The sequence below is a fragment of the Streptomyces sp. NPDC005494 genome, assembly GCF_042872025.1.
In the GTDB taxonomy this organism is placed as follows: Bacteria; Actinomycetota; Actinomycetes; order Streptomycetales; family Streptomycetaceae; genus Streptomyces.
In genome coordinates, this window is record NZ_JBIAJR010000010.1 from 146,929 (window position 1) to 171,777 (window position 24,849).

Consider the following 24,849-nt stretch of genomic DNA (forward strand, 5'->3'; position numbering starts at 1 on the left):
TCACGGCGCCGCTGAAGCTGTGCCACCATGGGCCATGCGCCCCTGGCGCGACTTTCCTGAAACCCGCCCGTTAGCCCCGGGCGGGTTTCTGCTTTCTCGCTCATGCTGCGGCGCCCCCACTCACGGTGCGCTCGTCAAGCCATGCCTCGACGGCGCTCCGCTTGTACCGGATGCGCCCGCCCTTGCCGGGGCTCATCTTGATGTAGTCCGGCCCCAAGCCCGTCCAGCGCCAGTTGGCCAGGGTCTGCGCCTGGAATCCGTATAGCTCCTCCACCTGTCGCGGGCTGAGCAGTTCGTCGATGGGCACTCGATCCTTCACGTTTTCCTCCGTTGAGTATTCGCTTTGAATACCAATGTAGGTACAGTGGATACATGACCGAGACGACCGTACCACTGCAGGTAGCGAAATGGACACCCCCGCCTAGGCTGTGGGTCATGAGCGACGAGACACGCCGGGCAAGGCCCGCGACGCAGTACGGACCGACCGCCGAGCGGGTTGCCGCGAACGTTCAGCGGCTGCGTAAGAGCCGCGGGTTGTCGATCTATCAGCTGTCGGCGTTGCTCAAAGCTGCCGAACGGCCAATCACCCCCGCCGCAGTAGGAAAGATCGAGAGGCTGCAGCGGCAGGTGACCGTGGACGACCTTGCGGCGCTCGCTGTGATTCTCGGCGTCTCGCCGTCCGCGCTACTGCTGCCACTGACCCGTGAGGGGACGGCCGTAGTGACAGGCGCCGGCGAGGTCCCTGCCTCCACTGCATGGGAGTGGGCAGACGGCGAGCGTCCACTGGTCATCCCGCACGGCGACCAGGGGCAGGCTCAGCTTGAGTACCGACTCTGGGGGCGCCCCCCCTACCAGGAGGGCGAGCCCCTGGAGGCTTCCGCGCGCCACCTGTGGGACACGGTCGAGGGGCGCCGCTCATTCGCGGACAACTTGGAAGCGAGCGGCCAGGAGGTGCAGCGCTACCCGGATGGCACCGTCAAGTCATGGCGGAAGCCCGAGGGTGAATGGGTTGGAACCCTGCCGCACGTTAGCGAAGAGGGGGCCTGATGGCCCGAGTGTGGATTGAGGACCGCGAAACCCACCAGGACTATCAGGAGTCCATGGCGAAGTGGAAGACGGGCAGAAAGGCGGGCAGCAAGAGGAAGCCGCCCGGTCGTTGGCGTGTCCGCTGGTACGGCCCGGACGGCAAGGGCAAGGCGAAGACGTTCGCCACACTGCCCCGCGCGGAGGCTGAGCAGCAGGCCCTTACCGGTCGTCTCGACAAGGGCTCGTACCGGGATCCCCAGTCTTCGAAGGCTGCGGTCCGGGTGGTCGCCGAGGAGTGGCATAGCTCTCTCCGTAAGCAGGGGCGCCGCACGAAGGATGACTACCGGGAGCTGCTCGACCTGTACGTGATCCCCAAGTGGGGAGACTGGCAGGTCGGATCGGTTCAGTGGGCCGATGTCTCCCAGTGGGTCAACGAACTATGCAGTCAGCCGGGCAAGGCTGGTCGGCCGCTGAGTCCCTCCCGGATCGCGAAGACGTACTACGTCCTGAGCGGCGTCATGAAGCATGCGGTACGAACGCACCGCATCTCGGCCAGCCCGGTCAACAACCACGACCTACCCCGGAGCGACGACGACGGGGAGCACGTCTACTTGTCTCACGAGCAGCTGGAGCAGTTGGCCGAAGCCGCGGGGCGCTACCGGACGTTCGTGCTCGTCCTCGGTTACACCGGCATCCGGTGGGGCGAGGCGATCGCCATCAAGGTGGGCCGCCTGCAACTGGATGACCGGCGGATACGGATTGTTCAGGCGTTCTCCGACATCGATGGCCTGCTGGAGCTGGGCCCCGTGAAGAATCATGAGAAGCGTTCTGTCCCGCTCCCTCGCTCCTTCGCCGCCGAGCTGGCCCCGCTCGCTCACGGCCGAGGGAGGGAGGATCTGCTCTTCACTGCTCCCGAGGGTGGGCCTATGCGCTACCCGAACTTCCGGCGCCGCGACTTCGACAAAGCAGTGGCTGCCGCCGGGCTGGCCGACTTCGGGGTGACGCCGCACAAGCTTCGGCACACCGCGGCGTCGCTCGCCATCCGGGCCGGCGCGGACGTGAAGGTCGTGCAGACCATGCTCGGCCACAAGTCCGCAGCGATGACGCTGGACGTGTACGGGCACCTGTGGCCCGACCGTCTGGACGAGGTGGCCGACGCGCTGGACATCGGCCGAGCCGCCGCTCTAGAGACGCTGAGAGCGCCAGTCCTGCCCGATAGCTGATCGAAGTGACGTGTACAGAATGCGTACTGCCCCCCGCAGTGATCTTGCGGGGGGCAGTAACGCGCTTGCCGTCTGACCAGCATCTTTACCTCTGTGCCCCCGGCAGGATTCGAACCTGCGACACCCGCTTTAGGAGAGCGGTGCTCTATCCCCTGAGCTACGAAGGCGGGGAACCGCCGGTGACCGTGAGCTGGGCCCGGCCCCGGTGGGCGGTGGGCTTCGGACGGTTGCCGACAGGTTTGTGGTGATCCGGTCCCTGGGGATCGGGCCACCGCCGACAGTGTAGCGGGTGGGCCGAGGGTGCTCCCTCGGGTTTGTGCCGCGAGGCCCGTGCCCGGGGGCACCACCGTCCCTGGCCGGTGTGAAGGGCGCCGGAAAGGTGTCGGCAGCGTGGCCGGGGCGGTCCGGTCATGCCGCCGCCTGCCCCTCCGTATCGGTCCCCGCGCCCCCGGCCGGGTCGGTTGACGGGGGCCGGGTGCGGGCATAGCTTCGCCGGGTCGCTGAGCCAGTACGTGGAGAGGCCGCTCGTGCCGCATGCCGACCCCAGCCCCGCGCCCGACCCCAGTCCCGCGCCCGACCCCAGCCCCGCGCCCGACCCCAGCCCCGCGCCCGACCCCAGCCCCGCGCCCGACCCCAGCCCCGCGCCCGACCCCAGCCCCGCGCCCGACCCCAGTCCCGCGCCCGACCCCAGTCCCGCGCCCGACCCCCGCCGTTCCCCGGACCGCAACCCCGACCGGGCCCCCGACCCCGCCGCCCGTGCCCGCGCCCGTGCCGAGGACTCGCTGACCGCTCCCGGCGCTCCCTTCGTCGTCGTGCGGGACGAGCGCGGGGTCCTCGTCTACGCGAACGGGCCGCGCACGCTGCGGGAGTTCGTGGAGGCGACCTGGGCCTTCGGCGAGCAGCCCTTCCTGATCTCGGGTGGACGGACCTGTACGTACGGGGAGTTCTTCGCCGCCGCGTCCGCGCTGGCCCGGCGGTTCACCGAGACGTACGGGCTCCGGCGCGGCGACCGGGCCGTGGTGGCCATGCGTAATCATCCTGAGTGGCAGATCGCGTTCTGGGCGGTCCAGCTCGCCGGTCTCGTCGCCGTGCCGCTCAATGCCTGGTGGACCGAGGCGGAGTTCCGTCTTGCCCTGGACGACTGCGAGCCGCGGGTGCTGCTGGTCGACGGGGAGCAGTTGCCGAAGGTCGCGGCCTGGGGCGAGAAGGCGGGGGCGCGTGTCGTCGTCTTCCATGAAGCGCACGGCGTGGGGGAGAGCGTGGCCGGGGCCGAGCGGTACGTGGACTTCCCGGAGCCCGATCCGTGGGCGGCGCCTCCCGACGTGGAGATCCGGCCGGAGGACGACGCCACGATCATCTACACCTCCGGTACCACCGGCCGGCCCAAGGGCGCCGTGGCCACCCACCTCGCCCAGGCGGGCGCGGCCCTCAACCCGCGTTACCAGGCGGCGGTTTCGGCGCTCCGGCGCGGGGCCGTACCCGGGCAGGGGCCCGCGCCGGTCACGTTGATGACCTTCCCGTTCTTCCATGTCGCGGCGTTCACCAGCCTCTACGCGGCGATGGCTGCGGGCGGCACCCTCGTCCTGATGCCGAAGTGGGACGCCGCGGAGGCGCTGAGGCTGATCCGGCAGCACGAGGTCACGGTCTACGCGGGCGTGCCCGCCACCGCGCTCCAGCTGCTCGCCGCCGCCGACCGGGCCGGCGACGGGCTGGAGAGCCTGCGGATGCTGAACACCGGAGGTGCGGCGGCCCCGCCGGACATGGTCGGGCGGCTCACCGCCGGGTACGGCGAGCGGATCGAGCCGCGCAACGGATACGGGCTGACCGAGACCAGCGGCGGGGTGCTGGCCAACTTCGGTGCCGAGTACCGGGCGCACCCCGGCTGTGTCGGCACCCCGACTCCCGTCACCGAGGTACGGATCGCGGGCCCCGCGGGGGAGGCCGTCCCGGACGGTGAGCCCGGTGAGCTGTGGCTGCGCGGTCAGTCCCTGGTCCGTGGTTACTGGCGCGACGAGGCGGCCACGGCCGGGGCGTTCACCGGCGGCTGGTTCCGTACGGGGGATCTCGCCGTCGTCCGGGACGGGCGGGTGGCCGTCGTCGACCGGATCAAGGACATGGTGGTCAGGGGCGGCGAGAACGTCTACTGCGTCGAGGTCGAGGCCGTCCTGCACGATCACCCCGATGTCGACGACGCGGCGGTGCTCGGCGTTCCGCATCCGGTGCTGGGGGAGGAGGTGGCGGCGGTCGTCCGGTTGCGCCCCGGATCCGTGGTCACGCCGGACGCCCTGCGCGCGCACGTGGGGCGGAGCCTGGCCGGGTTCAAGGTCCCGGCCCATGTGCTGGTGGCGGAGGAGCCGCTGCCGCGGAACGCCACGGGGAAGGTCCTCAAGCGGGAGCTGCGCGACGCCGTTCAGGAGCACGTGCGCGAGGGGCAGGGCCAGGGGTGAGGGTTCAGGGCCGAGTGATCCGTATGCGGTAGTGGCCGTCGGCGTCTTTCTCCAGCACGGCTATGCGTATGCCGTTGGTGCGGTCGGTGAACGTCTCGCCGGGCTGGAAGGCGGCGTCCGAGAGTTCGGCATGGACGTTCGGCCGCCGGGTGCAGCCGCCGCTGTCCTGTGTGCTGTCCTCGACGGAGACCGGCCCCCGGCCGGTGTCCACGTCGGAGCTCACCTTGTAGATCAGGACGCCGGGCCGGCATACCGCCTCGTCGTTGCCCTCCGCGGTGCGTACCTCGACCGCGTAGCCGGACTGGCCGCTCAGCGGCACGAACGCGAGTTTCGGTCCGCCCGGTGCGGCCAGCGGCTCCAGGGTGTGGTCACTGGTGCCCGGCATCGCGGCGCAGCTGATCTGCTCGCTGCCCAGCCAGCCGAGCTTCCACTTGTGCCAGCCGAGAAGGTCGTTGTTGGCCCCCCAGTCCTCGGACATGATGTCCCAGTGCCCCACGGAGCCGCCGCCCTCCATCGTGTAGAGGTCGGGCAGCCCGAAGACGTGGCCGTTCTCGTGGGGGAGGACCCGGTAGCCGGTCTCGGCGTACGAGCCCGAGCCGTCGTCCTGGCGGCTGTAGACGAAGGACGTGTTGGCGAGCGGGACGCCGTCGGCGAACGGGGCGTCGTCGTTGCCGGAGAAGGTCACCGACAGGACGGTGTCCAGGGCGGAGGGCCCGGCGTTGGGGGTGACGAGCACGTTGACCAGGTCGTACTCGGAGAAGTCGACCTTCGGGTCGGCGACGCTCACGAGGTCCTTGACGAGGTCGCGGTAGCCCGGTTCGTACGGTGAGCCGCGCTCGATGCCGTACTCGGAGAACGGCAGCGGCATCCGGAGCCAGTCGTTCACTGGCGCTTCGGGGACGTAGGTCAGCCGGCCGTAGGAGCTGGTGCGGAACCATTCCGAGGTCTGCGGGAAGAACTCCGCGAGCCGGTCGGCGGCCGGTTCGGTCGCCTGCGCGTCGGGGAAGTCGATCATCAGGTTGAGGGCCCTGATCCGTCCGGTGGACCGGGCGTACCCGGAGGGCGTCGGCATCCCCTCGGACATCTGTACGCCCATGGTCGCGGGTATTCGGCAGGGCGCGAGACCGGTGCCCCGGGGGGTGGCCACCGGTCCCGCGGAGGCCCGGCTCGCGATGGGAAGCGTGGAGCTGGCCGACGCCATGGTCGCGATGACGAGGGCCGTCGCTCCCGCGAGGGCGAGGGGCCGGCGGTATCCGCGTATCCGGTGGCGGGGCTGCTGCATAGGGCTCGCCTTCGGTGCCACGGCAGCCGGCCGGCCCGAGCTGCGCTCTGGCGATCAGCCTCTGCGGGGTGACGGGGGCTCGCTCGCTGGGTGCGCCGGGCGGGTGAAGCCGTACCCGAAAATATGTGACTCAGGTCACACGCGAGTGGGGAAATAACCGGGGACGACTTCCCCGTTTGCACCTGTGTCCCCGTGAAACGGGGAAGCGGTCCCCGGTTGACGCCGAGGGCCGGCCACACACCGCAAGGGAAGGGCAGCAGTCGTGGAGACCGTCGCCGAAACCGCCACCTGTGCCGCGCGGCGCCGTACGCCCCGCCCGCGGGCCGACGCGCTGCGCAACCGGGAGCGGATCGTGACGGCCGCGCGCGAGATGTTCGTCGAGTTCGGGCCGGATGTGCCGCTCGACGAGGTCGCGCGGCGTGCCGGAGTCGGCAACGCCACGCTCTACCGCAACTTCCCCGACCGCGCCGCTCTGACCCATGAGGTCGTCCTGGCCGTCACCTCCCGCACGACCGAGCGTGCGGAGGAGGCCGTGGCGGCCGAGTCCGACCCGTTCGCCGCGCTCAGCCGCTTCGTGCACGCGGCGGCCGACGAACGGATCGGCGCCCTGTGCCCGATGCTCTCCGGCGGCTTCGACAAGGACCACCCCGAACTGCTCGCCGAGCGCCGTCGCCTCGAAGGGGCGGTCGAAGGGCTCGTGGAGCGCGCCATGTCCGCCGGGAGGCTGCGTACCGACATCGCCGTCGGTGACGTACTCGTCGCCCTTTCCCAGCTCACCCGGCCTCTGCCCGGCATCGCCTGCCTGGACATCGACCGGTTCACCCACCGTCATCTGCAGCTCTTCCTGGACGGACTGGAATCCCCGGCCCGCTCCGAACTGCCCGGATCGGCGGCGACCTTGGAGGACCTGCGCCGCGGGCACTGACGCCCGCGCACCGGAGACCCAGCAGACCCACGGGCCCACAGAGGCCGACCCCACGCCCATGACGCAGGCCGGGACCTGAGCACAGGTCCGGTCGTCAGCACAGCTCGCCCTTTTTCGGTTGCGGGCGCCGGTCCGTTCGCGGTCCGCCGCCGGCACCGCAACTCCTCGTGTCCTTAGGTGGCTACTCCCATGTCGAAAACAGCCGGCACCCTTCCGGATCCCAGTCGCTGGAAAGCGCTGGCGTTCATCGCCCTCGCCCAGCTGATGGTCGTGCTCGACGCGACCATCGTGAACATCGCCCTGCCCTCGGCCCAGACCGACCTGGGCATCTCCGACGGAAACAAGCAGTGGGTCATCACCGCCTACGCGCTCGCGTTCGGCGGGCTCCTGCTGTTCGGCGGACGCATCGCGGACCTCTGGGGCCGTAAGCGCACCTTCGTGGTCGGACTGCTCGGCTTCGCCGCGGCCTCCGCGCTGGGCGGTGCCGCCACGGGCGAGGCGATGATGTTCGGCTCCCGCGCCCTCCAGGGTGCCTTCGGCGCCCTGCTCGCACCGGCGGCCCTGTCACTGCTCGCGGTGATGTTCACCGACGCCAAGGAGCGGGCCAAGGCCTTCGGCATCTACGGAGCCATCGCGGGCGGTGGCGGAGCGGTCGGCCTGATCCTGGGCGGCTTCCTGACCGAGTACCTGAACTGGCGCTGGACGTTCTTCGTCAACATCCCCTTCGCGATCATCGCCGCCGCGGGTGCCTACTTCGTCATCCGTGAGCCGGCCGGCAGCCGCAACCGTTCGCCGCTCGACATCCCCGGTGTCGTCCTGTCCACCCTGGGACTCGTCGCCCTGGTCTACGGCTTCACCCGCGCCGAGTCGGCCGGCTGGTCGGACTCGCTGACCGTCGGCATGTTCGTCGCCGCCGGAGTGCTGCTCCTGGCCTTCGTCCTCACCGAGTCGCGCGTGAAGTCCCCGCTGCTGCCGCTGCGTGTCCTGACCGAACGCAACCGCGGAGGCGTCTACCTCTCGCTGGGCCTGGCCATCATCGCGATGTTCGGCCTCTTCCTCTTCCTCACGTACTACCTTCAGGTCGTCAAGGGGTACTCGCCGGTCAAGACCGGCTTCGCGTTCCTGCCCATGATCGCGGGCATGATCACCGGTTCCACCCAGATCGGTGCGCGGCTGATGACCCGCGTGCCGCCCAGGCTGCTGATGGGCCCGGGATTCCTGGTGGCGGCCGTCGGCATGCTGCTGCTGACCCAGCTGGACATCGGCACCTCCTACACGGCGGTCATCCTCCCGGGGCAGCTGCTGCTCGGCCTGGGTATGGGTACGGCGTTCATGCCCGCCATGTCGCTGGCCACGCACGGCATCGAGCCCCGTGACGCGGGTGTGGCCTCCGCGATGGTGAACACCTCGCAGCAGGTCGGCGGTGCCATCGGTACGGCGCTGCTCAACACGATCGCCGCGAGCGCCACCACCGCGTACATCGCCGATCACGCGGCGGGCGCCACGGACCCGAAGCTGCTCGAGCTCCAGGCCATGGTCAGCGGTTTCGCCAGTGCGATCTGGTGGGCGGTCGGCATCCTCGCCGCCGCCGCGGCGATCGCGGTGACGCTGATCAACACCGGCCGCCCGGGTGCCGGACCGGCCGGGCGGGCCGACGGCTCGGGCCGGGCCGACGGTGTCGAGGACGAGTTCAAGATCCCGGTCGTCGCGCACTGACCGGTCACCTGTCACCTCGGTGAGATCTGCCCTGGCTCCGCTCAGCGGAGCCAGGGCAGATCCGCGTCCGTGCCCTCCGGCTGCAGGCCTGTGGCGATGACCTGCATGATCTCGCCGAGGCTCTCCACCTGCTCGGGGCTGAGCCGGGCGAACATCGCCTGGCGTACCGCCTCGACGTGTCCCGGCGCGGAGCGTGCCAGCATCTCGTAACCCTCGTCGGTGAGGACCGCGTTCTGGCCGCGCTTGTCCGAGGGGCACTCCTCGCGTCGCACCCAGCCGTTCTTCTCCAGCCGGGCGATGGCGTGCGAGAGGCGGGAGCGGGTGATCTTGGCGTCCTTGGCCAGCTCGGTCATGCGCTTCTGCCGTCGGGGGGCCTGGGAGAGCTGGACGAGCAGGCCGTAGTAGATGTGCGGCATGCCGGCGTCGCGCTGCAACTGGCGGTCGAGGTGGTCCTCCATGAGCGTGGTGGCATGGAGGTACGCGCGCCACACGCTCTGCTCTTGGGCGGTGAGCCAACGGGGCCCGCCGGTGGTTGCGGTGGTCATGTACTCCACTGTACGACCTTTTCTTGAAAGTTGAACTAGATAGAGCTAAGGTCTCCGGAAGTGGGAACTTGAAGATTCAAGAGCCTGATTCGAAGAGTCGATCTGCCGAAATCCCGGTGCTTGCCGCAGATGCCCGTTCCCGGTGCCTGTAGAGAACACACATACCTTGATCGGCAGAGGAATGGGAGTGTCATGACAGCCACCGAGGAACGCATGCCCGCCCTCTACCTGTCGCACGGGGCCCCGCCGCTCGCCGACGACCCGGTCTGGCCCGGTGAACTGGCCGCCTGGTCGGCCGGGCTGCCGCGCCCCAAGGCGATCCTGATGGTCTCCGCGCACTGGGAGGAGGCCCCGTTGGCGCTCGGCGCCACCGAGACCGTGCCGCTGGTCTACGACTTCTGGGGATTCCCCGAGCACTACTACCAGGTGCGGTACGCCGCCCCGGGCGCCCCGCAGCTCGCCGAGGACGTCCGCAAGCTGCTGCGCGGCGCGGGGACCCCGGTCCAGGACATCCCCGACCGGGGGCTCGACCACGGGGCGTACGTGCCGCTCGTCGAGATGTTCCCGAACGCCGGCATCCCGGTCCTCCAGATCTCCTTGCCGACGCTCGACCCCCGCAAGTTGATGGACATCGGCCGCAAGCTGGCCCCGCTGCGCGACGAGGGCGTGCTGATCGTCGGCAGCGGCTTCTTCACGCACAACCTGGCCGCCCTGCGGCACGGCGGGGGCACCCCGGGCTGGTCGGCGGAGTTCGACGACTGGGGCCACCGTGCACTCCAGGCGCAGGACATCGACGCCCTGCTGGACTTCGAGCACAAGTCACCGGCGGGCCGGCTGGCCCATCCCCGTACGGAGCACTTCGCTCCGCTGTTCGTCACGCTCGGGGCCGCCGGGGACGAGCTCGGTCAGGGCCGCAGCGTCATCGACGGTTTCTGGATGGGTCTGGCGAAGAGGTCGGTGCAGTTCGGCTGAGCAGAGCCTTCTCGTACCAGGAGACGTCCCAGTAGCGGCCGAACTTCCGGCCCACCTCGGTGTACGTGCCGACGTGCCGGAAGCCGAACGCGTCGTGCAGCCGGACCGAGGGTTCGTTCGGCTGCGCGATCGCGGCGTAGGCGCGGTGGACGTCCTCCTGCGCGAGCGCCTCGAACAGCGCCTCGTAGAGCAGGGTCCCGATGCCGCGGCCCGTTGCGCCGGGGGTGAGGTACACGCTCACCTCGACCGAGGTGCCGTACGCGGCCTTGGGGCGGTACGGGCTGCTGGTGGCATAGCCGAGGACATGCGGCGCGTTGTCCCGGGTATCCGGGTCCAGAGCAACCAGGAGCCTGTGAGGGCCGTCCTCAGGGTGGGAGCGCAGCCATGGCAGGCGCTCCTCCGGAGTGAAGGTGGCCGTGTCGAATGTGAGCGCGGTCTCACGGACGTAATGGTTGTAGATGTCCGTGAGGGGCTGCAGATCGGCTTCAGCGCCCGGCCTGACCTGCACTTCTGTGCGTATCTGCGACATCTGTCCTCCGTTGGGGGGCGACAGGGTACTGCATGATCTCGAAAGTGAATGGGCGCCGTGGGAATTCTGTCCGGATTCCAGTCGTTGTTTCCATCGGATGCAGGGCACCCGAGAGGGTGTCGCGACCTACTCAGCAAGGGAGCACGCATGGCAACCCGTGCCGTCGCCCGACGTTCGTCCGCCAGCACCGGCGGGACCGACCGGGCAAGCAGTGTTCGCGCCTCTGGCGGGGAGATCGCCGATCGCGACCTGGTCGGCATGTACCTCGACGAGATCGCCCGCACGCCGTTGCTCGACGCCGCCAAGGAGGTCGAGCTCTCGCAGACGATCGAGGCCGGTGTCTATGCCCAGCAGATCCTCGACGGCGTGGTGGAGAGCGAAGCCGGCGGAGCGAAGCGTGAGGAGCTCGAGGCGCTGGTCGCCGAGAGCGAGCGCGCCAAGGACGTGTTCATCCGCTCCAACCTCCGGCTCGTCGTTGCCGTGGCCCGGCGCTACCCGAGGGCGGGCCTGCCGCTGCTCGACCTGATCCAGGAGGGGAACGCGGGCCTGGTGCGCGCGGTCGAGAAGTTCGACTACGCCAAGGGCTTCAAGTTCTCCACCTACGCCACATGGTGGATCAGGCAGGCCATCACCCGCTCCATCGCCGATCAGTCCCGCACCATCCGGCTCCCCGTGCACCTCGTCGAGGAACTCGGCCGGATCCGGCGGGTGCAGCGCGAGTTCAACCGCGAGCACGGGCGCGACCCCGAGCACGCGGAGATCGCGGCCGAGCTCGACTCCAACGCCGAGCGCGTGGGCAACGTCCTGGACTGGGCCCGTGATCCGGTCAGCCTGAACATGTCCGTGGACGACGACGGCGACACGCAGTTCGGTGACCTGCTGGAGGACACCTCCGCCGTGTCGCCCGAGCAGTCCGTGATGACCCTGCTGCGCAGTGAGGAGCTCGAGGACCTCATCGGCAAGCTCGACAACCGCACCGCCTCCATCATCAAGATGCGGTACGGGATCGAGGACGGCCGCGAGCGGACCCTCACCGAGGTGGGCAAGCAGCACGGTCTGACACGGGAGCGGATCCGCCAGATCGAGAAGCACGCATTGCTCGAATTGAAGCGAATGGCTCACGACACGGGCTTTGACGCTGCGGCGTGAGCCGGTAACCCGTAATCTCACAGTCAAGCCGGTTCGCACCGGCCCGACGACCGGTCTCCTTACCGGTCCCATGAGCTGAGTCCCGGCGCCCACCCCCCCCGGCGCCGGGGCTCATCCATGTCGGGCCCCGGGATGCGGGTCAGACCGGGAGCGTCCGTTCACCCGGCCGGCGGTGACGGCGCGGCGGCGCGGGTCAGGCGGGCGCCCAGACCGCGGAGGTGCTCCACCAGCTCCGGCGGGCCGTGTGCCTCGAATTCGCAGTCCGCCATCGCGAGCCGCAGGGCCACCCACTCCAGCGAGTCCGTGGACGTCGTGCGCAGGCGGCAGCTGTGCTCCCCGCTCGGTTCCACCGTGCCGAGTCCCGCGGGCAGTCTGGCCCGCACGGAATCCGCCGGACCGTGGAACGTCACGTCGAGGTGCAGCTCCGGCTGTGTACGGGACATCGACACGGCGAAAAACTCCGCGGCGCCCCCGTCCCCGGTGGGCAACTCGCGCGGGGTGAAGCGGGCGCCCGTGGGGAACGGCTCGCTCACCCGGTCCACCCGGAAGGTCCGCCAGTCCTCGCGGTCCAGGTCGTACGCCACGAGGTACCAGCGGCTGCCCGTGCTCACCAGCCGGTACGGCTCGGCCTGCCGTTTCGAAGGCGTCCCGTCCCCCGCGCGGTAGGCGAAGCGGAGCCGCTCCCGCCCGGTGACCGTCGAGGCGATCACGGTGAGCGTCCGGGGGTCGATGGTCGCACCGTCGCCCCGGGTGAAGGGCACCGTGGCGTTCTGCAGCGAGGAGACCCGATGCCGCAACCGTGACGGGAGGACCTGTTCCAGCTTCGCCAGCGCCCGTACGGACGCCTCGTCCACGCCTTCGATGGCGTGCCCCGCGCCGGCCCGCAGCCCCACCGCGATGGCCACGGCTTCCTCGTCGTCCAGCAGGAGCGGCGGCATGGCGGTGCCGGCGACCAGGCGGTAGCCGCCGATCGAACCGCGCGACGCCTCGACGGGATACCCGAGGTCGCGGAGCCGGTCGATGTCCCGGCGGATGGTGCGCGGACTCACCTCCAGGCGTTCGGCGAGCTCGCGGCCCGGCCACTCCCTCGGAGTCTGGAGCAGCGACAGCAGGGTCAGCAGCCGTGCCGGGGTATCCGTCATGGGCTCAGAATGCCTCCCCTTCAGGTCATGTTCTGACCTGAAGGGGAAAGATCTTGAAGCTCGATCGATGGAGGGGCGCGGCGGTCCCTTCGGCTCAGCAGATGTCGAGTCAGATGCCCGGCTCGTCCCTGAGGCTCAGCAGATCCGGCTGCGGTTCTCCATGGCCCGGCGTGCGGCGTGCTCGTCGGCATACACCTCGCACATGTGGCGGCCGTCGGGCGTGGCCGTGTGCTCGACCTCCCACAGGCTGGTCTCGCTGCCGTCCAGGAGCAGGAAGGCGTGCTCGTAGAGCGTGAAACCGGCGTCCTGGCCGTCGACCCGGCACTGGCGGCCGAAGATCTGGGTGATGTGGTGGGCGAAGGCGGCCCGGAGCAGCCTGGCCGTCGCGGAGCCCGGCCGGTCCGCGTTCTCCGCGCGGCGCAGGACGCGGCGGGCGTGGTCGGCGGAGTTGTCCGGGGCGTACATGCGGGGGAGCGGCACCGGAGGCACGCTCATCAGGAGCGTGAGAGCCTCCAGGTCCTCCCGCAGGGTGTCGTCACCGAAGGCGGGGGTGTCCCAGAAGCTGCCGGCGAGGCGCGCCGCGGCGATCTGCGCGTCACCCTCGTCGTCGTACAGCTCGTGCCGCAGAGGCTCACCGGTGTCCCTCGCGCCGCCGTGCACCAGCTCCCAGAGGGTGAGCGCGGTGCCGTCGGAGAGCAGGTAGGTGTGCCGGTAGGTCTCGCGGTGCAGGACGGCGCTGTGGTGGGACGAATGCAGGGCGCTGCTGTGCGCCAGAGCCGCCCCGAGCCGGTCGACCGTGGTGTCGGAGAGATCGAAGGAGTTGAGGGCGCATCGCAGGAGTCGCTCGAGGTGCTGCTCGGTTGTCTCGTACGGATCGCTCAAGGTGCTGTCTCCAGGCCGTTGCCGCGTGTTACCCGATGCGTGCATAACGTAGTCCCTGGGTCTGACATCGTGACCGGGGTTCGCAAAAAACGTACGGCTCGTGCAGAAAGTTCCCACCCCGGTCAGGGCGCGGCGTGCGGCCCGCCGGACGTGCTCGCGGAGTCCCCGGCTCGCGGGCCGCCGGAACGGCCGGCGGCCTCGCCGTAGAGCTCCCCGTACGAGGGGAACGTGCCACTTGGCCCGTCCACGCCCCGGGCCGCCCTGACCGCCCTCACCACGGCCCGGGCCAGGGTGTCGGCACCCGCCGCCAGGATGTCGTTGAGCACGGCGACGGGCTCCGCGGGCAGGGGAACCTCTCCGGTGGCGAGGGTGAAGACGGTGTCCCCGTCGGTGAGCAGGTGGACCGGCCGCACGGCGCGTGCCAGCCCGTCGTGCGCCGTGCCGGCGAGCTTCTGCGCCTGGGCGCGGTCGAGTGCCGCGTCGGTGGCGACGACGGCGATGGTGGTGTTGAAGGCGCCGTGCCCCGCCGTGCGCTCCTCCCGCGCCTCCCGGATCTCCTTCAGCCGCCGGCGCGCGGCCTCGTGCACCTCACGGGCCGGATGCGCGGGCGGCTCCCCTGCGCCGTACTCCCCGTACAGCACGCCGGTCCGCGGGTCGACGACGGACCCCGCCGCGTTGACCACGGCCAGCGCGGCGACCGTGGCCCCGCAGGACAGCCGCAGACTCGCCGTGCCGACACCGCCCTTGAGCCCACCGGCGACGGCGCCCGTGCCGGCGCCGACCGTGCCCTCGGCCACCGGTGAGCCGGGTTCGGAGGCGGCTGCCGCCTCCACGGCTGCCCGGCCGGTCGACGCGTCGGGGCGGGCCCGCGGGTCCTCGCCCCGGCCCAGATCGAAGAGGCATGCCGCCGGTACCACCGGCACCACCTGGGAGGGCCCGACCGGCACGCCGCGCCCCTGCTCCTCCAGCCAGGCCATCACACCGGACGCGGCGTCGAGCCCGAACGCGCTGCCGCCGGTCAGGACGACCGCGTCGACGCGCTGCACCAGATTGCGTGGATCGAGCGCGTCCGTCTCCCGGGTGCCGGGGCCGCCCCCGCGTACGTCGACGGCCGCCACCGCGCCGCCCTCGGGGGCGAGGACGACCGTGGTCCCGCTCAGCGCTCCGGCGCCCGGCACTTGGGCGTGCCCGACGCGGATTCCGGCTACATCCGTCAGCGCGTCCAGCGGGCCGGGTACGGGCTGGTCCTCGGCGTCCTCGGACATCACGGGCTCCTCGTGGCGTGCGGCACCACGCGGCCGGGTGGCGGCCGGGTGGCGGCGGGGCGGGGCGGTGTACACGCGAACGTACAGGCGTCCGGCCCGGATCGGGGCCCGGACGTACGACGTTCCCGGCGCGGGCCACCTGGGCGACGCGCTCACCCCATAGGGGCACAGAACCGGACCGAACGCCATTTCCGGACCTACGGTGGCCGGGTGACCGAGCCACCAGAACCGCCCGCCGCAGCCGAGCAGTCCGCTTCCGGTGCCCGCACCGCTCCGTCCGGCGGCCCCGAGGGCCGCCGGCCCGCCCAGGGCCCCTCGCTCGCCACGCGGGCAGCCGAGGCCCTTCCCCGCTCCGTCTCCGGGCGCGCGACCCTGGCCGGCGCCGTCGTCTCCGCCCTGCTGATCATCGCGATCGTGTTCGGCAGCCGCCTGCTGCACGACTTCGACTCGGCGCTCCTCCCGTACGCCGTGGCCACGGTCTTCCTCGCCTTCGGCGTCGCCTACCGCTACACGGTCTGGGTCTCGGCCCCCGGCGCCCGACGACTGTTCAAGAACGGCTGGCGCAGCCTGTTCTCGGCGGAGAACTTCCGCAGGGCCCCCACCGCACTGCCGAAGATGATCGCCACGTACCTCGGCTTCCAGAAGTTCCTGGGTGCCCGGTCGCACGCCCGCTGGGCCGCACATCAGCTGATCTTCTGGGGCTGCGTCCTCGCCTCGCTGATCACCTTCCCGCTGACCTGGGGCTGGTTCACCTTCACCTCCGGCAGCGGCTCGGGCCCCGGTTACGAGATGCGTATCTGGGGCTTCAAGATCCTCGGATTCGACTCGCTGAACTTCATCGGCTGGGTGATGTTCCACGGCCTGGACCTCGCCGCCGTGCTGGTCATCCCGGGCGCCGCCTACTTCCTGTGGCGCCGGATGAAGGACCGCGGTGCCATGACCGGCCAGCGGTTCGCCTACGACCTCGTCCCGCTGCTCGCCCTGATCATCATCTCGGTGACCGGCCTGCTGCTCACCTTCTCGTCGATCTTCCTGCACGGGGGCGGCTACGAGTTCCTGGCGATCCTCCACATGGTGTCGGTCGTCTTCACCCTCATCTACATCCCGTTCGGGAAGTTCTTCCACATCGTCCAGCGCCCGGCAGCGGTCGGCATGCAGCTCTTCAAGTACACGTCGCGCCAGGGCGACGAGGTCTTCGCCTGCCGCCGCTGCGAGGAGCCCATCGACACCGGGGCGTACGTCGAGAACCTCCGCGGCACGATGCGCGACCTCGAACTCGGCTTCGACGAGTGGGCCGAGTACTGCCCGCGCTGCAAGCGGGTGCTGCGCGGCAACGCTTATCTCTCCCAGGTGAAGAAGGGCTACAAGTGACCTCGGATCCACGCGCAGCCGACGGCCGTACCGTCCTCCCTCTCGATCCCTCCCTCGCCCCGCCCGGCTCCCAGGGCTTCCGGGACGCGGGCGGCATCCCGGCCGACAAGTGGCACGCCGACCAGAACGGCGAGACGCTCGTCCCCACCCACTGCTGCTTCTGCGGGGTGCAGTGCGGGATGTACCTGCGCGTGGACCGCGGGGGCAAGGTCTTCGGCGTGGAGCCCCGCAACCACGACATCAACCGCATGCGGCTCTGCCCCAAGGGCATCAACGCCTACCAGCAGGTCAACCACCCCGACCGGCTCACCGCCCCCCTCATGCGCCGCTCCCGCGACGAGGAACTGCGGGAGGTCTCCTGGGACGAGGCGCTCGACTTCACCGTCTCCGAGATCAAGCGCATCCAGGAGGCACACGGGAGGGACGCCTTCGGTGTGCTGGGCGGGGCGAGTCTCTTCTCCGAGAAGACGTATCTGGTCGGCAAGTTCGCCCGGGTCGCGCTCAGGACCAGGCACGTCGACTACAACGGCCGGCTCTGCATGGTCAGCGCGGCCGGCGCCAACAAGCTCGCCTTCAACATCGACCGGGCCGGCAACCCGTTCTCCGACATCCTGCTCACCGACTGCCTGCTGCTCGCCGGGGCCAACGTCGGCGAGTGCTTCCCCGTGCTGACCCAGTACGTCTGGGGAGCGCGGGACCGGGGCGCCACCCTGATCGTGATCGACCCGCGTGAGACCGCGGTCGCCCGCACGGCCGACATCCATGTCGCGCTGAAGTCGGGCACCGACTCCGCCTTCTTCAACTCCGTGCTGAACGTGGTGATCGAGGAGGGCCTCACCGACGAGAACTACCTGGCGGCCCACGCCGTCGGCTGGGAGGAGGTCAAGGCCAACGCCGCGCTGTACCCCCCGTCCCGCGCCGCCGAGATCTGCGGGATCCCCGCGGAACAGGTCGTCCAGGTCGCCCGCGCGTTCGCCCGCGCGCCCAAGGCCATGGCCTTCCACGCCCGGGGCATCGAACACCACACGCAGGGCGTGGAGAACTGCCTCAGCGTGATCAACCTCTGCACCGCCACCGGCCACATCGGCAGGCCCGGGGCCGGCTACGGCACCCTCACCGGCCAGGGGAACGGCCAGGGGGGCCGCGAACACGGCCAGAAGGCGGACCTCCTCCCCGGCGGGCGCTCGATCCTCAACGAGGAGCACCGCCGGCAGATCTGCGAGATCTGGGGCATCGAGGAGTCCGAACTCCCGGCCGCGGGGACGTCGATGATGGAGATGGTCTGGCAGATGCAGCGCCAGGAGATCCGCGGCCTGATCGGCATCTGCAACAACCCCTTCGTGTCCCTGCCCAACTACGCGGTGGTCAAGGACGGGTACGACAGGACCGAGTTCCACGCCCAGTTCGACTTCTTCCTCTCCGAGACCGCCGCCAACGCGCACGTGGTCTTCCCCGTCACCATCTGGGCCGAGGACGAGGGAGTGATGGCGAACGCAGAGGCGAGAGTCGTCAAGCACAACAAGGCACAGGAGCCGCCGGCTGGCGTGCGGACCGATACCTGGGTGATGTGCGAGATCGCCCGGCGTCTCGGCGCGGGGGACAAATTCGCCTTCGGCGGCTCCCGTGACGTCTTCGACGAACTGCGCAGGGCCTCCGCGGGCACGATCATCGACTACTCCGGCATCACCTACGAACGGCTCGAGGAGACCGGCGGGATCTCCTGGCCCTGCCCCTCCACCGACCACCCGGGAACCCCCCGGCTGTTCGAGGACGGGAAGACCTACCACGCCGACGGCAAGATCCACATGCAGGTCGTCGAGTGGCATCCACCGGCCGACCCGTACGACGACGAACACCCGATGACCCTGACCACCGGGCGCACCGTCGCGCACTTCCTCTCCGGCAACCAGACGCGCAGGCTGGGCGCCCTCGTCGAACAGACCCCCCGGCCCTGGGCGGAGGTCCACCCCTCCCACGGATTCCGCAACGGCGAACCCGTCCGGGTCGTGACCCGGCGCGGCAGCGAGGTCTTCCCCGCCCTGGTCACCGAGGCGATCCGGCCGGACACCGTGTTCATCCCCTACCACTGGCCCGTCCCCACCGCGGCCAACGCGCTCACCATCGATGCCCTCGACCCCCGCTCCAAGATCCCCGAGTACAAGGTCTGCGCGTGCCGCATCGAGCACGCGGCCGAGATCGACGTGGTCCCCGCGCCCCCGGTCGCACCGGGCCACGTCGCCTACCCCGAGACCCAGGTCTCCCGTACCGACCCGCTGCCGCCCACGGCCCCGCAGGGCCGTGGCACCTCGGAGAGGGGCTGATGCCCGCATGATGGGCCGAACGATCTTCATCGACCCGGGGCGCTGCATCGGCTGCCAGGCCTGTGTCTCCGCCTGCCGGGAATGCGACTCGCACCGCGGCAAGTCGATGATCCACCTCGACTACACCGACGAGGGTTCCTCCGTCGCCTCCCTCCCCACGGTCTGCATGCACTGCGAGGACCCGGTGGCCCCCTGCGCCGAGGTCTGCCCGGCAGACGCGATCCTGGTCACCGCCGACGGCGTCGTGCAGCAGGCCGACACCACCCGGTGCATCGGCTGCGCCAACTGCGTCAACGCCTGTCCCTTCGGCGTCCCGAAGATCGACCTCCAGGCCAAGCTGCAGATGAAGTGCAACCTCTGCTACGACCGCACGGCCTACGGTCTCGCCCCCATGTGCGCCACGGTCTGCCCGACCGGCGCCCTCTTCTACGGCACCGTCGAGGAACTCCAGGCGGAGCGCCCCGGAGTGCAGGTCGCCGACACCTTCGTCTTCGGCGAGAGCGAGGTCCGCACCGGCGTCGCCATGGTCGTGCCCGCGGAGCGGGTCCAGTGGCCCGTACCCGGCGGACTTCCCGTCGTCGAGATCAACGGGAAGGACGTCCGCCGATGAGCGTCACCGAACAGCCGCAGCCGGGCCACGACCACGACGCGGGCAGCGATCCCCGCGAGGCGTTGCACGACAGGATCGCCGCCGACTCGCTCACCACCCGCAGGGACTACCTCCGGATCGTGGCCACCGTCTCCGGCGGACTCGCCGTGGGCGGCCTGGCCGTGGCGGGCGGGATCCTGCACCGTCACGGCGAGACGGAGGACGGGAAGGCGCCCGCCCCGCAGCAGATCGCCGCGCAACTGCTGCCCGGTGAATCCCTCGCCTTCCGCTACCCCGGGGACGAGGACCGGGCGGTCGCCGTGCGGATGGACGACGGCACGCTCGTCGGTTACTCCGCCGTCTGCACCCACCTGGCCTGCGCGGTGCTGTGGCGCAAGGACCGCGGCACGGAGGGCGAGCTCTACTGCCCGTGCCACGAAGGGGTCTTCGACGCCCGCACCGGCGAGGTCACCGCCGGGCCGCCGCCTCGCGGACTGCCCAAGGTGGTGCTGACCGAGCTGGACGACGGCAGCGTGTGGGCCGTCGGCACCACCCGGTCCGGGGAGAGCGTCGAGGCGGGGCTGTGCCGTCAGCTCGGCGAGGACCGCCCGGATCTCGCCGCCCGGATCGGCTGCCCCGGCACCGGCGGCGGTGCGGAGGGGCCGTCGGCACCGGCACGTCCGGCCGTCCCCGCGCCCTCGGCGGCGGGTGAGCCACGCGGATCCGACGACGCCACGGCGACCGGGACACCGTCATGACCGAGCCCCTGGAACCGGTCGAGCCGCCCAGGCCCCCCGACCCCGCCGGGACGGTGTATCCCGGCTATCACCCGGGCAGCGCCCGTGCCGAGCTGAACCGCCCTGTCCACGAGCGCTATCCGCAGATCCGGCCCACCAGCGGGTACGCCGATCCGCGAGTACGGCACACGGGCCCGGGGCCCGGGGCCGGCTCGGAGCAGGAGCCGGAGCGCTCCGCGAAGCTGACGGCCCGGCTGGTGCTGGCCCTGAGCGTGGTCATCGGTCAGCTGTGGGCGCTCACCGAGGTCGTCAATGTGTGGATGGAGGGCGACACCGGCACGGCCTGGTGGGGCGCCGGTTTCCTGTGCCTGTCGTTCCTCGTCGTGCTGGGGCTGTGGCTGATCGATCCGAAGGACCGGTGAACGCGGCCGTACCCTGGAGGTATGAGTACCGCCCCCGCCCCCGGACCGCGAGAATCGAAGCCGCCGCAGCCGCAGGAGCAGCAGCCGCAGGAGCCCAGGCCCAAGCCGCCGGCTCTGATCTTCGACGATCCGCTGGACAGGCAGTCCGCGGACGACACGGACCAGGGGTGGGGTGAGCGGGCTCCCGCCGGCGGCGGCGCGGGCGATCTGGCGCGCTTCCTGGACGAGAAGCCGCCCCACCACATCTGACCCAGGCCGGTCTCGCGCCGGGTCGTTCAGGACGGGCGCCGCTGGGCGACCAGCTCGTCCTTGCCGCGCATCAGGAAGGCTTTGAAGCCCTCCAGCAGACCGACCTTCTTCTCGCTCACACGTGAGCCTTCCTCGGTTCATGCCGGACCGGGAGCCAACTGCCCCGCCGCACAAGGCGGCAGAGGCGTGCCCTGTCCACTCCCGTCCTTCCCGGGAGTGAGTTCCCATCCTTCCCGGGAGTGAGTTCCCAGGACGGCTGTGCTACTCGGCATGGGACACCGCCACCGCGAGCCGTCCCGAGGCGCCCGCGCCGGCCAGAGCCGTGGCGGTCTTCCGCTCGACGGACAGGACCACCAGCGCCCCGCTGCCGGTGACCGCCCCGCCGTCCGGCGCGGCGAACGCGCCCTCGGGGCGCCTCTGCCGCGGCACCTCCGCGACGCGCACGTCGCGCGCCACCACTCGGGCTTCCGAGTCCCCGTCCACCGCCGCGATCACATCGACGCGGTCTCCGGGCCGCAGCAGCCCGACCGTGGCCGCGTCGGCGATCCGCACCGGAGCGGACACCAGTCGCACGGTCCTGCGCTCCGGCCCCGGCGGCGCACCCCCGGCGACGGCCGTCGCCCCTCTGTCGCCGCCCACCCCCGACGCGGCGAGCACGGCCGAGGCCAACGCGAATCCCGCCGCCAGCGCGCGGCGCTGTCCCCGCAGTGCCCGCCGGAGCCGCTGCCCTCCGCCACCGCGGACTCTGAGCGGGTCGAAGAGCGGGACCCCGCAGGGTGGGGGAGGGGCGGGACGTGTATCGGACACCGGGGGGAACATGGCCAGCACCACCTGCCGTGGAGTAGTCGGCGAAGGACGTCGAGAGGACGTCGAGGGGCATCGAGGGACGTCGAAGGACGTCACCGGGACGTCAAGGTACGTCAAGGGACGTCGTGGGGACGTCGGTCGAGCGATGTGCGTCGAAGTGAGGGTGGATGTGGAAGAGGGGAGTTCCGCGGGATTCCCCGCCGAACTCCCCTCACGATGCATCACCCGCGCACATCCCGCCCGGCCCTGTGGACAACTCCCGCGGTGTGGAAAACCAGGCCACCCGTACGAGTCACTCGACCCAGGTGGTGCGGATGCCGAGCCCGGTCAGGGCAGCTCGATCCCCGTGTCGATTCCGTCCAGCGCGTGCCGGCACACGCACGCCCGGTCCTCGTTCGCGGGCAGCGCGGCCACCGCGTCGAACAGCACCGTCCGCAGCCGGTCCACGTTCTCCGCGAAGACCTCCAGCACCTCCGCGTGGTTGACGCCCTCCCCGGCCTCGGCCCCCGCGTCCAGGTCCGTCACCAGCGTCAGCGTCGTGTAGCAGAGCTCCAGTTCACGGGCGAGGACCGCCTCCGGGTGCCCTGTCATGCCGACGACCGACCAGCCCATGGCCGCGTGCCAGCGAGACTCCGCGCGGGTGGAGAAGCGAGGGCCCTCGACGACAACCAGGGTCCCGCCGTCCACGGGCTCCCAGTCACGTCCGCGTGCCGCGGCCAGGGCGGCCTTGCGCCCCTCGGGGCAGTACGGATCGGCGAAGCCGAGGTGCACGACGTTCGACTCGGCGCCGTCGGCGCGGGGCACACCGTCGTAGAACGTCTGGGTGCGGGCCTTGGTGCGGTCGACCATCTGGTCCGGTACGAGCAGCGTGCCCGGTCCGTACTCCGGACGCAGGCCGCCCACCGCGCACGGGCCCAGCACCTGGCGCGCACCGACGGACCGAAGGGCCCACAGATTGGCGCGGTAGTTGATGCGGTGCGGCGGGAGGTGGTGGCCGCGGCCATGGCGGGGGAGGAAGGCCACCCGGCGGCCCGCGAGTTCACCCAGGAAGACGGAGTCGCTCGGTGCCCCGTACGGGGTGTCCACCTCGACCTCGGTCACGTCCTCCAGAAAGGAGTAGAAGCCCGATCCGCCGATGACACCGATTTCCGCTGCGCCCGTTTCTGCGTTCACCATGCGATCACACTAACGGGCGCGCACGACCGGGACCCCGCCGATCCGATCGGCGGGGACCCGGTGAAGCGTGTGGGCGGCGCGGGCTGCCTCAGGCGGCCGACGTACCGCTCGACGACGTGGACGACGCCGAGGAAGAAGACGAGGACGAGGACGACGCCGAGGCGGCCGGCTTCGATTCCGTCTTCGACGCGGACGACGTGGAGGCGTCGGACGTCTTGGAGGACGACGTGGCCGGCGTGCTGCTCGACGAGGAGCCGCGGCTGTCGTTCCGGTAGAAACCGGATCCCTTGAAGACGATGCCGACGGCCGAGAACACCTTCTTCAGGCGTCCCTCGCAGTTCGGGCACACGGTCAGGGCATCATCGGTGAACTTCTGCACCGCTTCGAGGCCCTCGCCGCATTCGGTGCACTGGTACTGATAGGTCGGCACTTGCTCCTCCTGGCACTCTCACTCAATGAGTGCTAACGACGCTCCATACTGACGTATTCCGAGCGATCAGTCCACCGTGACCGGCTCGCGGTGACCGATCCCACGTGCCACCGTCCGCCCCGCGGACCACGGGGCCAGCCGCGAGCGCAGGGTGAGGAGGGTCGCCAGGGCCACTGCGGTACCGCCCAGCGGGACCAGGAAACCGGTGCTCGCGCCGTGGGCGTCCGCGAGCTGCCCCGCCACCGTGACGGCCGCCGCCTGGCCGAGCGCCACCGCGCCCGTCAGCCAGGTGAAGGCCTCGGTCCTGGCCGACGCCGGGACCAGCGCCTCGACCAGCGTGTAGCCGCTGATCAGGGCGGGCGCGATGCAGAGCCCGACCAGCAGGCCGAGCCCGGCCAGCAGGGGCACGGAATGCACGGCCCAGAGCCCGGACGCGGTCAGGGTCAGGGCCACGTATCCGACGATCAGCCGACGGCGCGGGCCGCTCTTCCAGGCGATGGCCCCGCAGGCGATGCCGGCCAGCATGTTGCCGGCCGCGAAGACCCCGTACAGCAGCCCGTTCACGCCGGGGTGGCCGATCTCCTCGGCGAACGCCGTCAAGGAGACCTGCATACCGCCGAAGACCGAGCCGATGCCCAGGAAGGCGATCGCCAGGACCCGGACCCCCGGAACGGACAGGGCCGAGCGGTGCGGCTGGGCCGCCGTGGACGCGTCGCGGGGAGCGGGCTGGGTGGAGCGCCGCGCGGCGAACAGGAGGCCGCCGACCAGGGTCAGAGTTCCCTCGGCGATCAGCCCCGCCGCCGGGTGCACGCCGGTGCAGAGCGCCGTCGCGAGCACGGGACCGACGACGAACGTGAATTCGTCCGTGACGGACTCGAAGGCGGCGGCCGTGGCCATCAGGGGGGAAGCGGGGCGCCCGGGTGCGGCCCCCAGCAGTGCGGCCCAGCGGGCCCGCACCATCGGCCCGATCTGCGGGATGGACGCCCCGGTGGGCACCGCGGCGAGGAACAGCGCCCACAAGGGGGCGTGCGCCAGCGCGAGTGCGGCGAGAACACCGACGGATGCGGCGTGCACCAGGACGCCGGGCAGCAGTACGGCACGCTGCCCGAACCGGTCCGCGAGCCGGCCGCTCTGCGGCGCGAACAAAGCCATCGAGACGCCGGAGACGGCCGCCACGGCGCCGGCGCTTCCGTAGGAACCGGTGGTGTGCTGAACCAGCAGGACGATGCCGATCGTCAGCATCGCGAAGGGCTGCCGGGCGGCGAAGCCCGGGAGGAGGAACGTCCACGCACCCGGGGTGCGCAGCAACTGCCCGTAACCGGGGCGGTCGGAGACCGTGGTCGCCACGGTCCTTGCCTTTCTGCCGCCTGGTGGCCGTGCCCCCCGGGCGTCCGCGCACCGGAGTGCGGGGCGTGCGGGGGCTGCCGAGAGCTGTCCTCTTCGCGCGGGCTGCGGTAGATGCCGGGCGCTCGCTCCAGAGGCGAAGGCGCCACGACCGCCATACGGTCGCGCCAGCTCTGCGTCAGGCAGAGTTGGTCGATCAGAATTGGTCGATCGGGTGGAAATCAAGCGGATCATGAGATCCGGCCTTCATGTTACAGGTTCCTGCACTTCCGGACCTGTGTTTGCTGCCCGACCGCCGGC

24 protein-coding genes and 1 tRNA gene are annotated in these 24,849 nt (G+C 70.9%); 13 read left to right on the plus strand and 12 right to left on the minus strand.

Features of this window, described 5'->3' with window-relative positions:
* Positions 1-100: 100 nt before the first annotated feature.
* A complete protein-coding gene (locus ACFYQ6_RS27075; protein WP_388765365.1) occupies positions 101-319 on the minus strand; it encodes a helix-turn-helix transcriptional regulator in 219 nt (72 codons plus the stop codon).
* Positions 320-435: 116 nt separating this feature from the next.
* On the opposite strand from ACFYQ6_RS27075, the gene ACFYQ6_RS27080 reads away from it, so the two are divergent.
* Positions 436-1,047 carry a helix-turn-helix domain-containing protein gene (locus tag ACFYQ6_RS27080; protein ID WP_388765367.1) on the plus strand — a complete coding sequence of 204 codons (612 nt, stop codon included), beginning with the start codon at positions 436-438 and terminating at the stop codon, positions 1,045-1,047.
* A gap of 53 nt (positions 1,048-1,100) precedes the next feature.
* Entirely contained in the window at positions 1,101-2,249 is a 1,149-nt protein-coding gene (locus ACFYQ6_RS27085; RefSeq protein ID WP_388765369.1) for a tyrosine-type recombinase/integrase, read from the plus strand.
* Between the two features lie 94 nt (positions 2,250-2,343).
* Here the strand turns inward: ACFYQ6_RS27085 and ACFYQ6_RS27090 are convergent.
* Positions 2,344-2,416: transfer RNA gene (locus ACFYQ6_RS27090), tRNA-Arg, on the minus strand.
* Between the two features lie 615 nt (positions 2,417-3,031).
* Between ACFYQ6_RS27090 and ACFYQ6_RS27095 the strand changes: the two genes are divergently transcribed.
* Positions 3,032-4,696, plus strand: coding sequence for a class I adenylate-forming enzyme family protein (locus ACFYQ6_RS27095; protein WP_388765552.1), 1,665 nt, complete (start codon positions 3,032-3,034; stop codon positions 4,694-4,696).
* Positions 4,697-4,700: 4 nt separating this feature from the next.
* Here the strand turns inward: ACFYQ6_RS27095 and ACFYQ6_RS27100 are convergent, their stop codons facing one another.
* Positions 4,701-5,978, minus strand: coding sequence for a M6 family metalloprotease domain-containing protein (locus tag ACFYQ6_RS27100; protein WP_388765371.1), 1,278 nt, complete (start codon positions 5,976-5,978; stop codon positions 4,701-4,703).
* A gap of 262 nt (positions 5,979-6,240) precedes the next feature.
* On the opposite strand from ACFYQ6_RS27100, the gene ACFYQ6_RS27105 reads away from it, so the two are divergent.
* Both ACFYQ6_RS27105 and ACFYQ6_RS27110 read left to right on the plus strand, forming a co-directional pair.
* The gene (locus tag ACFYQ6_RS27105) at positions 6,241-6,903 is read left to right on the plus strand and encodes a TetR/AcrR family transcriptional regulator (protein ID WP_361575477.1); all 663 of its coding nucleotides are present in this window, start codon (positions 6,241-6,243) and stop codon (positions 6,901-6,903) included.
* 189 nt (positions 6,904-7,092) lie between these two features.
* Positions 7,093-8,619, plus strand: a complete 1,527-nt coding sequence (locus ACFYQ6_RS27110) for an MFS transporter (RefSeq protein ID WP_361575474.1) — start codon at positions 7,093-7,095, stop codon at positions 8,617-8,619.
* 41 nt (positions 8,620-8,660) lie between these two features.
* Here ACFYQ6_RS27110 and ACFYQ6_RS27115 read toward each other — a convergent pair whose 3' ends face one another.
* Positions 8,661-9,173, minus strand: a complete 513-nt coding sequence (locus tag ACFYQ6_RS27115) for a MarR family transcriptional regulator (RefSeq protein WP_361575471.1) — start codon at positions 9,171-9,173, stop codon at positions 8,661-8,663.
* 183 nt (positions 9,174-9,356) lie between these two features.
* Here ACFYQ6_RS27115 and ACFYQ6_RS27120 point away from each other — a divergent pair, with 183 nt between their 5' ends.
* A complete protein-coding gene (locus ACFYQ6_RS27120; RefSeq protein WP_361575468.1) occupies positions 9,357-10,136 on the plus strand; it encodes a class III extradiol ring-cleavage dioxygenase in 780 nt (259 codons plus the stop codon).
* On the opposite strand, the gene ACFYQ6_RS27125 is transcribed toward ACFYQ6_RS27120, so the two are convergent.
* On the minus strand, positions 10,084-10,665 hold the full coding sequence (locus ACFYQ6_RS27125) for an N-acetyltransferase family protein (RefSeq protein WP_361575465.1): 582 nt from the start codon (positions 10,663-10,665) through the stop codon (positions 10,084-10,086). The two genes, ACFYQ6_RS27120 and ACFYQ6_RS27125, sit on opposite strands and share 53 nt — an antisense overlap.
* 147 nt (positions 10,666-10,812) lie before the next feature.
* Here ACFYQ6_RS27125 and ACFYQ6_RS27130 point away from each other — a divergent pair, with 147 nt between their 5' ends.
* Positions 10,813-11,814: an RNA polymerase sigma factor RpoD/SigA gene (locus ACFYQ6_RS27130; protein WP_073753306.1), complete on the plus strand. Its 1,002-nt coding sequence runs from the start codon at positions 10,813-10,815 to the stop codon at positions 11,812-11,814.
* Between the two features lie 158 nt (positions 11,815-11,972).
* Here the strand turns inward: ACFYQ6_RS27130 and ACFYQ6_RS27135 are convergent, their stop codons facing one another.
* The 3 genes from ACFYQ6_RS27135 to ACFYQ6_RS27145 form a co-directional block, all read right to left on the minus strand.
* Entirely contained in the window at positions 11,973-12,956 is a 984-nt protein-coding gene (locus ACFYQ6_RS27135) for a helix-turn-helix transcriptional regulator (RefSeq protein WP_388765375.1), read from the minus strand.
* 135 nt (positions 12,957-13,091) lie between these two features.
* Positions 13,092-13,838, minus strand: a complete 747-nt coding sequence (locus tag ACFYQ6_RS27140) for a DUF6227 family protein (protein ID WP_388765377.1) — start codon at positions 13,836-13,838, stop codon at positions 13,092-13,094.
* Positions 13,839-13,960: 122 nt separating this feature from the next.
* A complete protein-coding gene (locus ACFYQ6_RS27145) occupies positions 13,961-15,103 on the minus strand; it encodes a P1 family peptidase (protein ID WP_388765379.1) in 1,143 nt (380 codons plus the stop codon).
* Positions 15,104-15,313: 210 nt separating this feature from the next.
* Here ACFYQ6_RS27145 and ACFYQ6_RS27150 point away from each other — a divergent pair, with 210 nt between their 5' ends.
* Genes ACFYQ6_RS27150 through ACFYQ6_RS27175 form a run of 6 tightly spaced genes read left to right on the plus strand, consistent with a single transcriptional unit; the run spans position 15,314 to position 20,792 of the window.
* Positions 15,314-16,474, plus strand: coding sequence for an MFS transporter (locus ACFYQ6_RS27150; protein ID WP_361575452.1), 1,161 nt, complete (start codon positions 15,314-15,316; stop codon positions 16,472-16,474).
* Positions 16,471-18,795: a molybdopterin oxidoreductase family protein gene (locus ACFYQ6_RS27155; RefSeq protein ID WP_388765382.1), complete on the plus strand. Its 2,325-nt coding sequence runs from the start codon at positions 16,471-16,473 to the stop codon at positions 18,793-18,795. Before ACFYQ6_RS27150 ends, ACFYQ6_RS27155 begins: the two co-directional genes overlap by 4 nt.
* 7 nt (positions 18,796-18,802) lie before the next feature.
* Complete coding sequence (locus ACFYQ6_RS27160) at positions 18,803-19,405, plus strand: 4Fe-4S dicluster domain-containing protein (RefSeq protein WP_145809174.1); 603 nt, start codon at positions 18,803-18,805, stop codon at positions 19,403-19,405.
* Positions 19,402-20,142, plus strand: coding sequence for a ubiquinol-cytochrome c reductase iron-sulfur subunit (locus ACFYQ6_RS27165; RefSeq protein WP_388765384.1), 741 nt, complete (start codon positions 19,402-19,404; stop codon positions 20,140-20,142). The genes ACFYQ6_RS27160 and ACFYQ6_RS27165 overlap by 4 nt, the downstream gene beginning before the upstream one ends.
* Complete coding sequence (locus ACFYQ6_RS27170; RefSeq protein WP_361575443.1) at positions 20,139-20,543, plus strand: hypothetical protein; 405 nt, start codon at positions 20,139-20,141, stop codon at positions 20,541-20,543. The genes ACFYQ6_RS27165 and ACFYQ6_RS27170 overlap by 4 nt, the downstream gene beginning before the upstream one ends.
* A 21-nt stretch (positions 20,544-20,564) precedes the next feature.
* A complete protein-coding gene (locus ACFYQ6_RS27175; protein ID WP_388765386.1) occupies positions 20,565-20,792 on the plus strand; it encodes a hypothetical protein in 228 nt (75 codons plus the stop codon).
* A gap of 261 nt (positions 20,793-21,053) precedes the next feature.
* Here ACFYQ6_RS27175 and ACFYQ6_RS27180 read toward each other — a convergent pair whose 3' ends face one another.
* The 4 genes from ACFYQ6_RS27180 to ACFYQ6_RS27195 all read right to left on the minus strand — a co-directional run bounded on the left by ACFYQ6_RS27180 (position 21,054) and on the right by ACFYQ6_RS27195 (position 24,552).
* A complete protein-coding gene (locus tag ACFYQ6_RS27180; RefSeq protein ID WP_361575437.1) occupies positions 21,054-21,611 on the minus strand; it encodes an RcpC/CpaB family pilus assembly protein in 558 nt (185 codons plus the stop codon).
* Positions 21,612-21,926: 315 nt separating this feature from the next.
* Complete coding sequence (locus tag ACFYQ6_RS27185; protein WP_361575434.1) at positions 21,927-22,775, minus strand: S-methyl-5'-thioadenosine phosphorylase; 849 nt, start codon at positions 22,773-22,775, stop codon at positions 21,927-21,929.
* Positions 22,776-22,863: 88 nt separating this feature from the next.
* On the minus strand, positions 22,864-23,205 hold the full coding sequence (locus tag ACFYQ6_RS27190) for an FmdB family zinc ribbon protein (protein WP_361575431.1): 342 nt from the start codon (positions 23,203-23,205) through the stop codon (positions 22,864-22,866).
* A 66-nt stretch (positions 23,206-23,271) separates the two neighbouring features.
* On the minus strand, positions 23,272-24,552 hold the full coding sequence (locus tag ACFYQ6_RS27195) for an MFS transporter (RefSeq protein WP_361575428.1): 1,281 nt from the start codon (positions 24,550-24,552) through the stop codon (positions 23,272-23,274).
* Between the last annotated feature and the right edge of the window lie 297 nt (positions 24,553-24,849).

Coding starts and splice junctions, on each gene's coding strand:
- ACFYQ6_RS27085 (WP_388765369.1), top strand. CDS start 1,101: ATGGCGAAGTGGAAGACGGGCAGAAAGGCGGGCAGCAAGAGGAAGCCG.
- ACFYQ6_RS27145 (WP_388765379.1), bottom strand. CDS start 15,103: ATGTCCGAGGACGCCGAGGACCAGCCCGTACCCGGCCCGCTGGACGCG.
- ACFYQ6_RS27080 (WP_388765367.1), top strand. CDS start 436: ATGAGCGACGAGACACGCCGGGCAAGGCCCGCGACGCAGTACGGACCG.
- ACFYQ6_RS27165 (WP_388765384.1), top strand. CDS start 19,402: ATGAGCGTCACCGAACAGCCGCAGCCGGGCCACGACCACGACGCGGGC.
- ACFYQ6_RS27185 (WP_361575434.1), bottom strand. CDS start 22,775: ATGGTGAACGCAGAAACGGGCGCAGCGGAAATCGGTGTCATCGGCGGA.
- ACFYQ6_RS27100 (WP_388765371.1), bottom strand. CDS start 5,978: ATGCAGCAGCCCCGCCACCGGATACGCGGATACCGCCGGCCCCTCGCC.
- ACFYQ6_RS27110 (WP_361575474.1), top strand. CDS start 7,093: ATGTCGAAAACAGCCGGCACCCTTCCGGATCCCAGTCGCTGGAAAGCG.
- ACFYQ6_RS27120 (WP_361575468.1), top strand. CDS start 9,357: ATGACAGCCACCGAGGAACGCATGCCCGCCCTCTACCTGTCGCACGGG.
- ACFYQ6_RS27160 (WP_145809174.1), top strand. CDS start 18,803: ATGATGGGCCGAACGATCTTCATCGACCCGGGGCGCTGCATCGGCTGC.
- ACFYQ6_RS27175 (WP_388765386.1), top strand. CDS start 20,565: ATGAGTACCGCCCCCGCCCCCGGACCGCGAGAATCGAAGCCGCCGCAG.
- ACFYQ6_RS27135 (WP_388765375.1), bottom strand. CDS start 12,956: ATGACGGATACCCCGGCACGGCTGCTGACCCTGCTGTCGCTGCTCCAG.
- ACFYQ6_RS27125 (WP_361575465.1), bottom strand. CDS start 10,665: ATGTCGCAGATACGCACAGAAGTGCAGGTCAGGCCGGGCGCTGAAGCC.
- ACFYQ6_RS27170 (WP_361575443.1), top strand. CDS start 20,139: ATGACCGAGCCCCTGGAACCGGTCGAGCCGCCCAGGCCCCCCGACCCC.
- ACFYQ6_RS27180 (WP_361575437.1), bottom strand. CDS start 21,611: ATGTTCCCCCCGGTGTCCGATACACGTCCCGCCCCTCCCCCACCCTGC.
- ACFYQ6_RS27130 (WP_073753306.1), top strand. CDS start 10,813: ATGGCAACCCGTGCCGTCGCCCGACGTTCGTCCGCCAGCACCGGCGGG.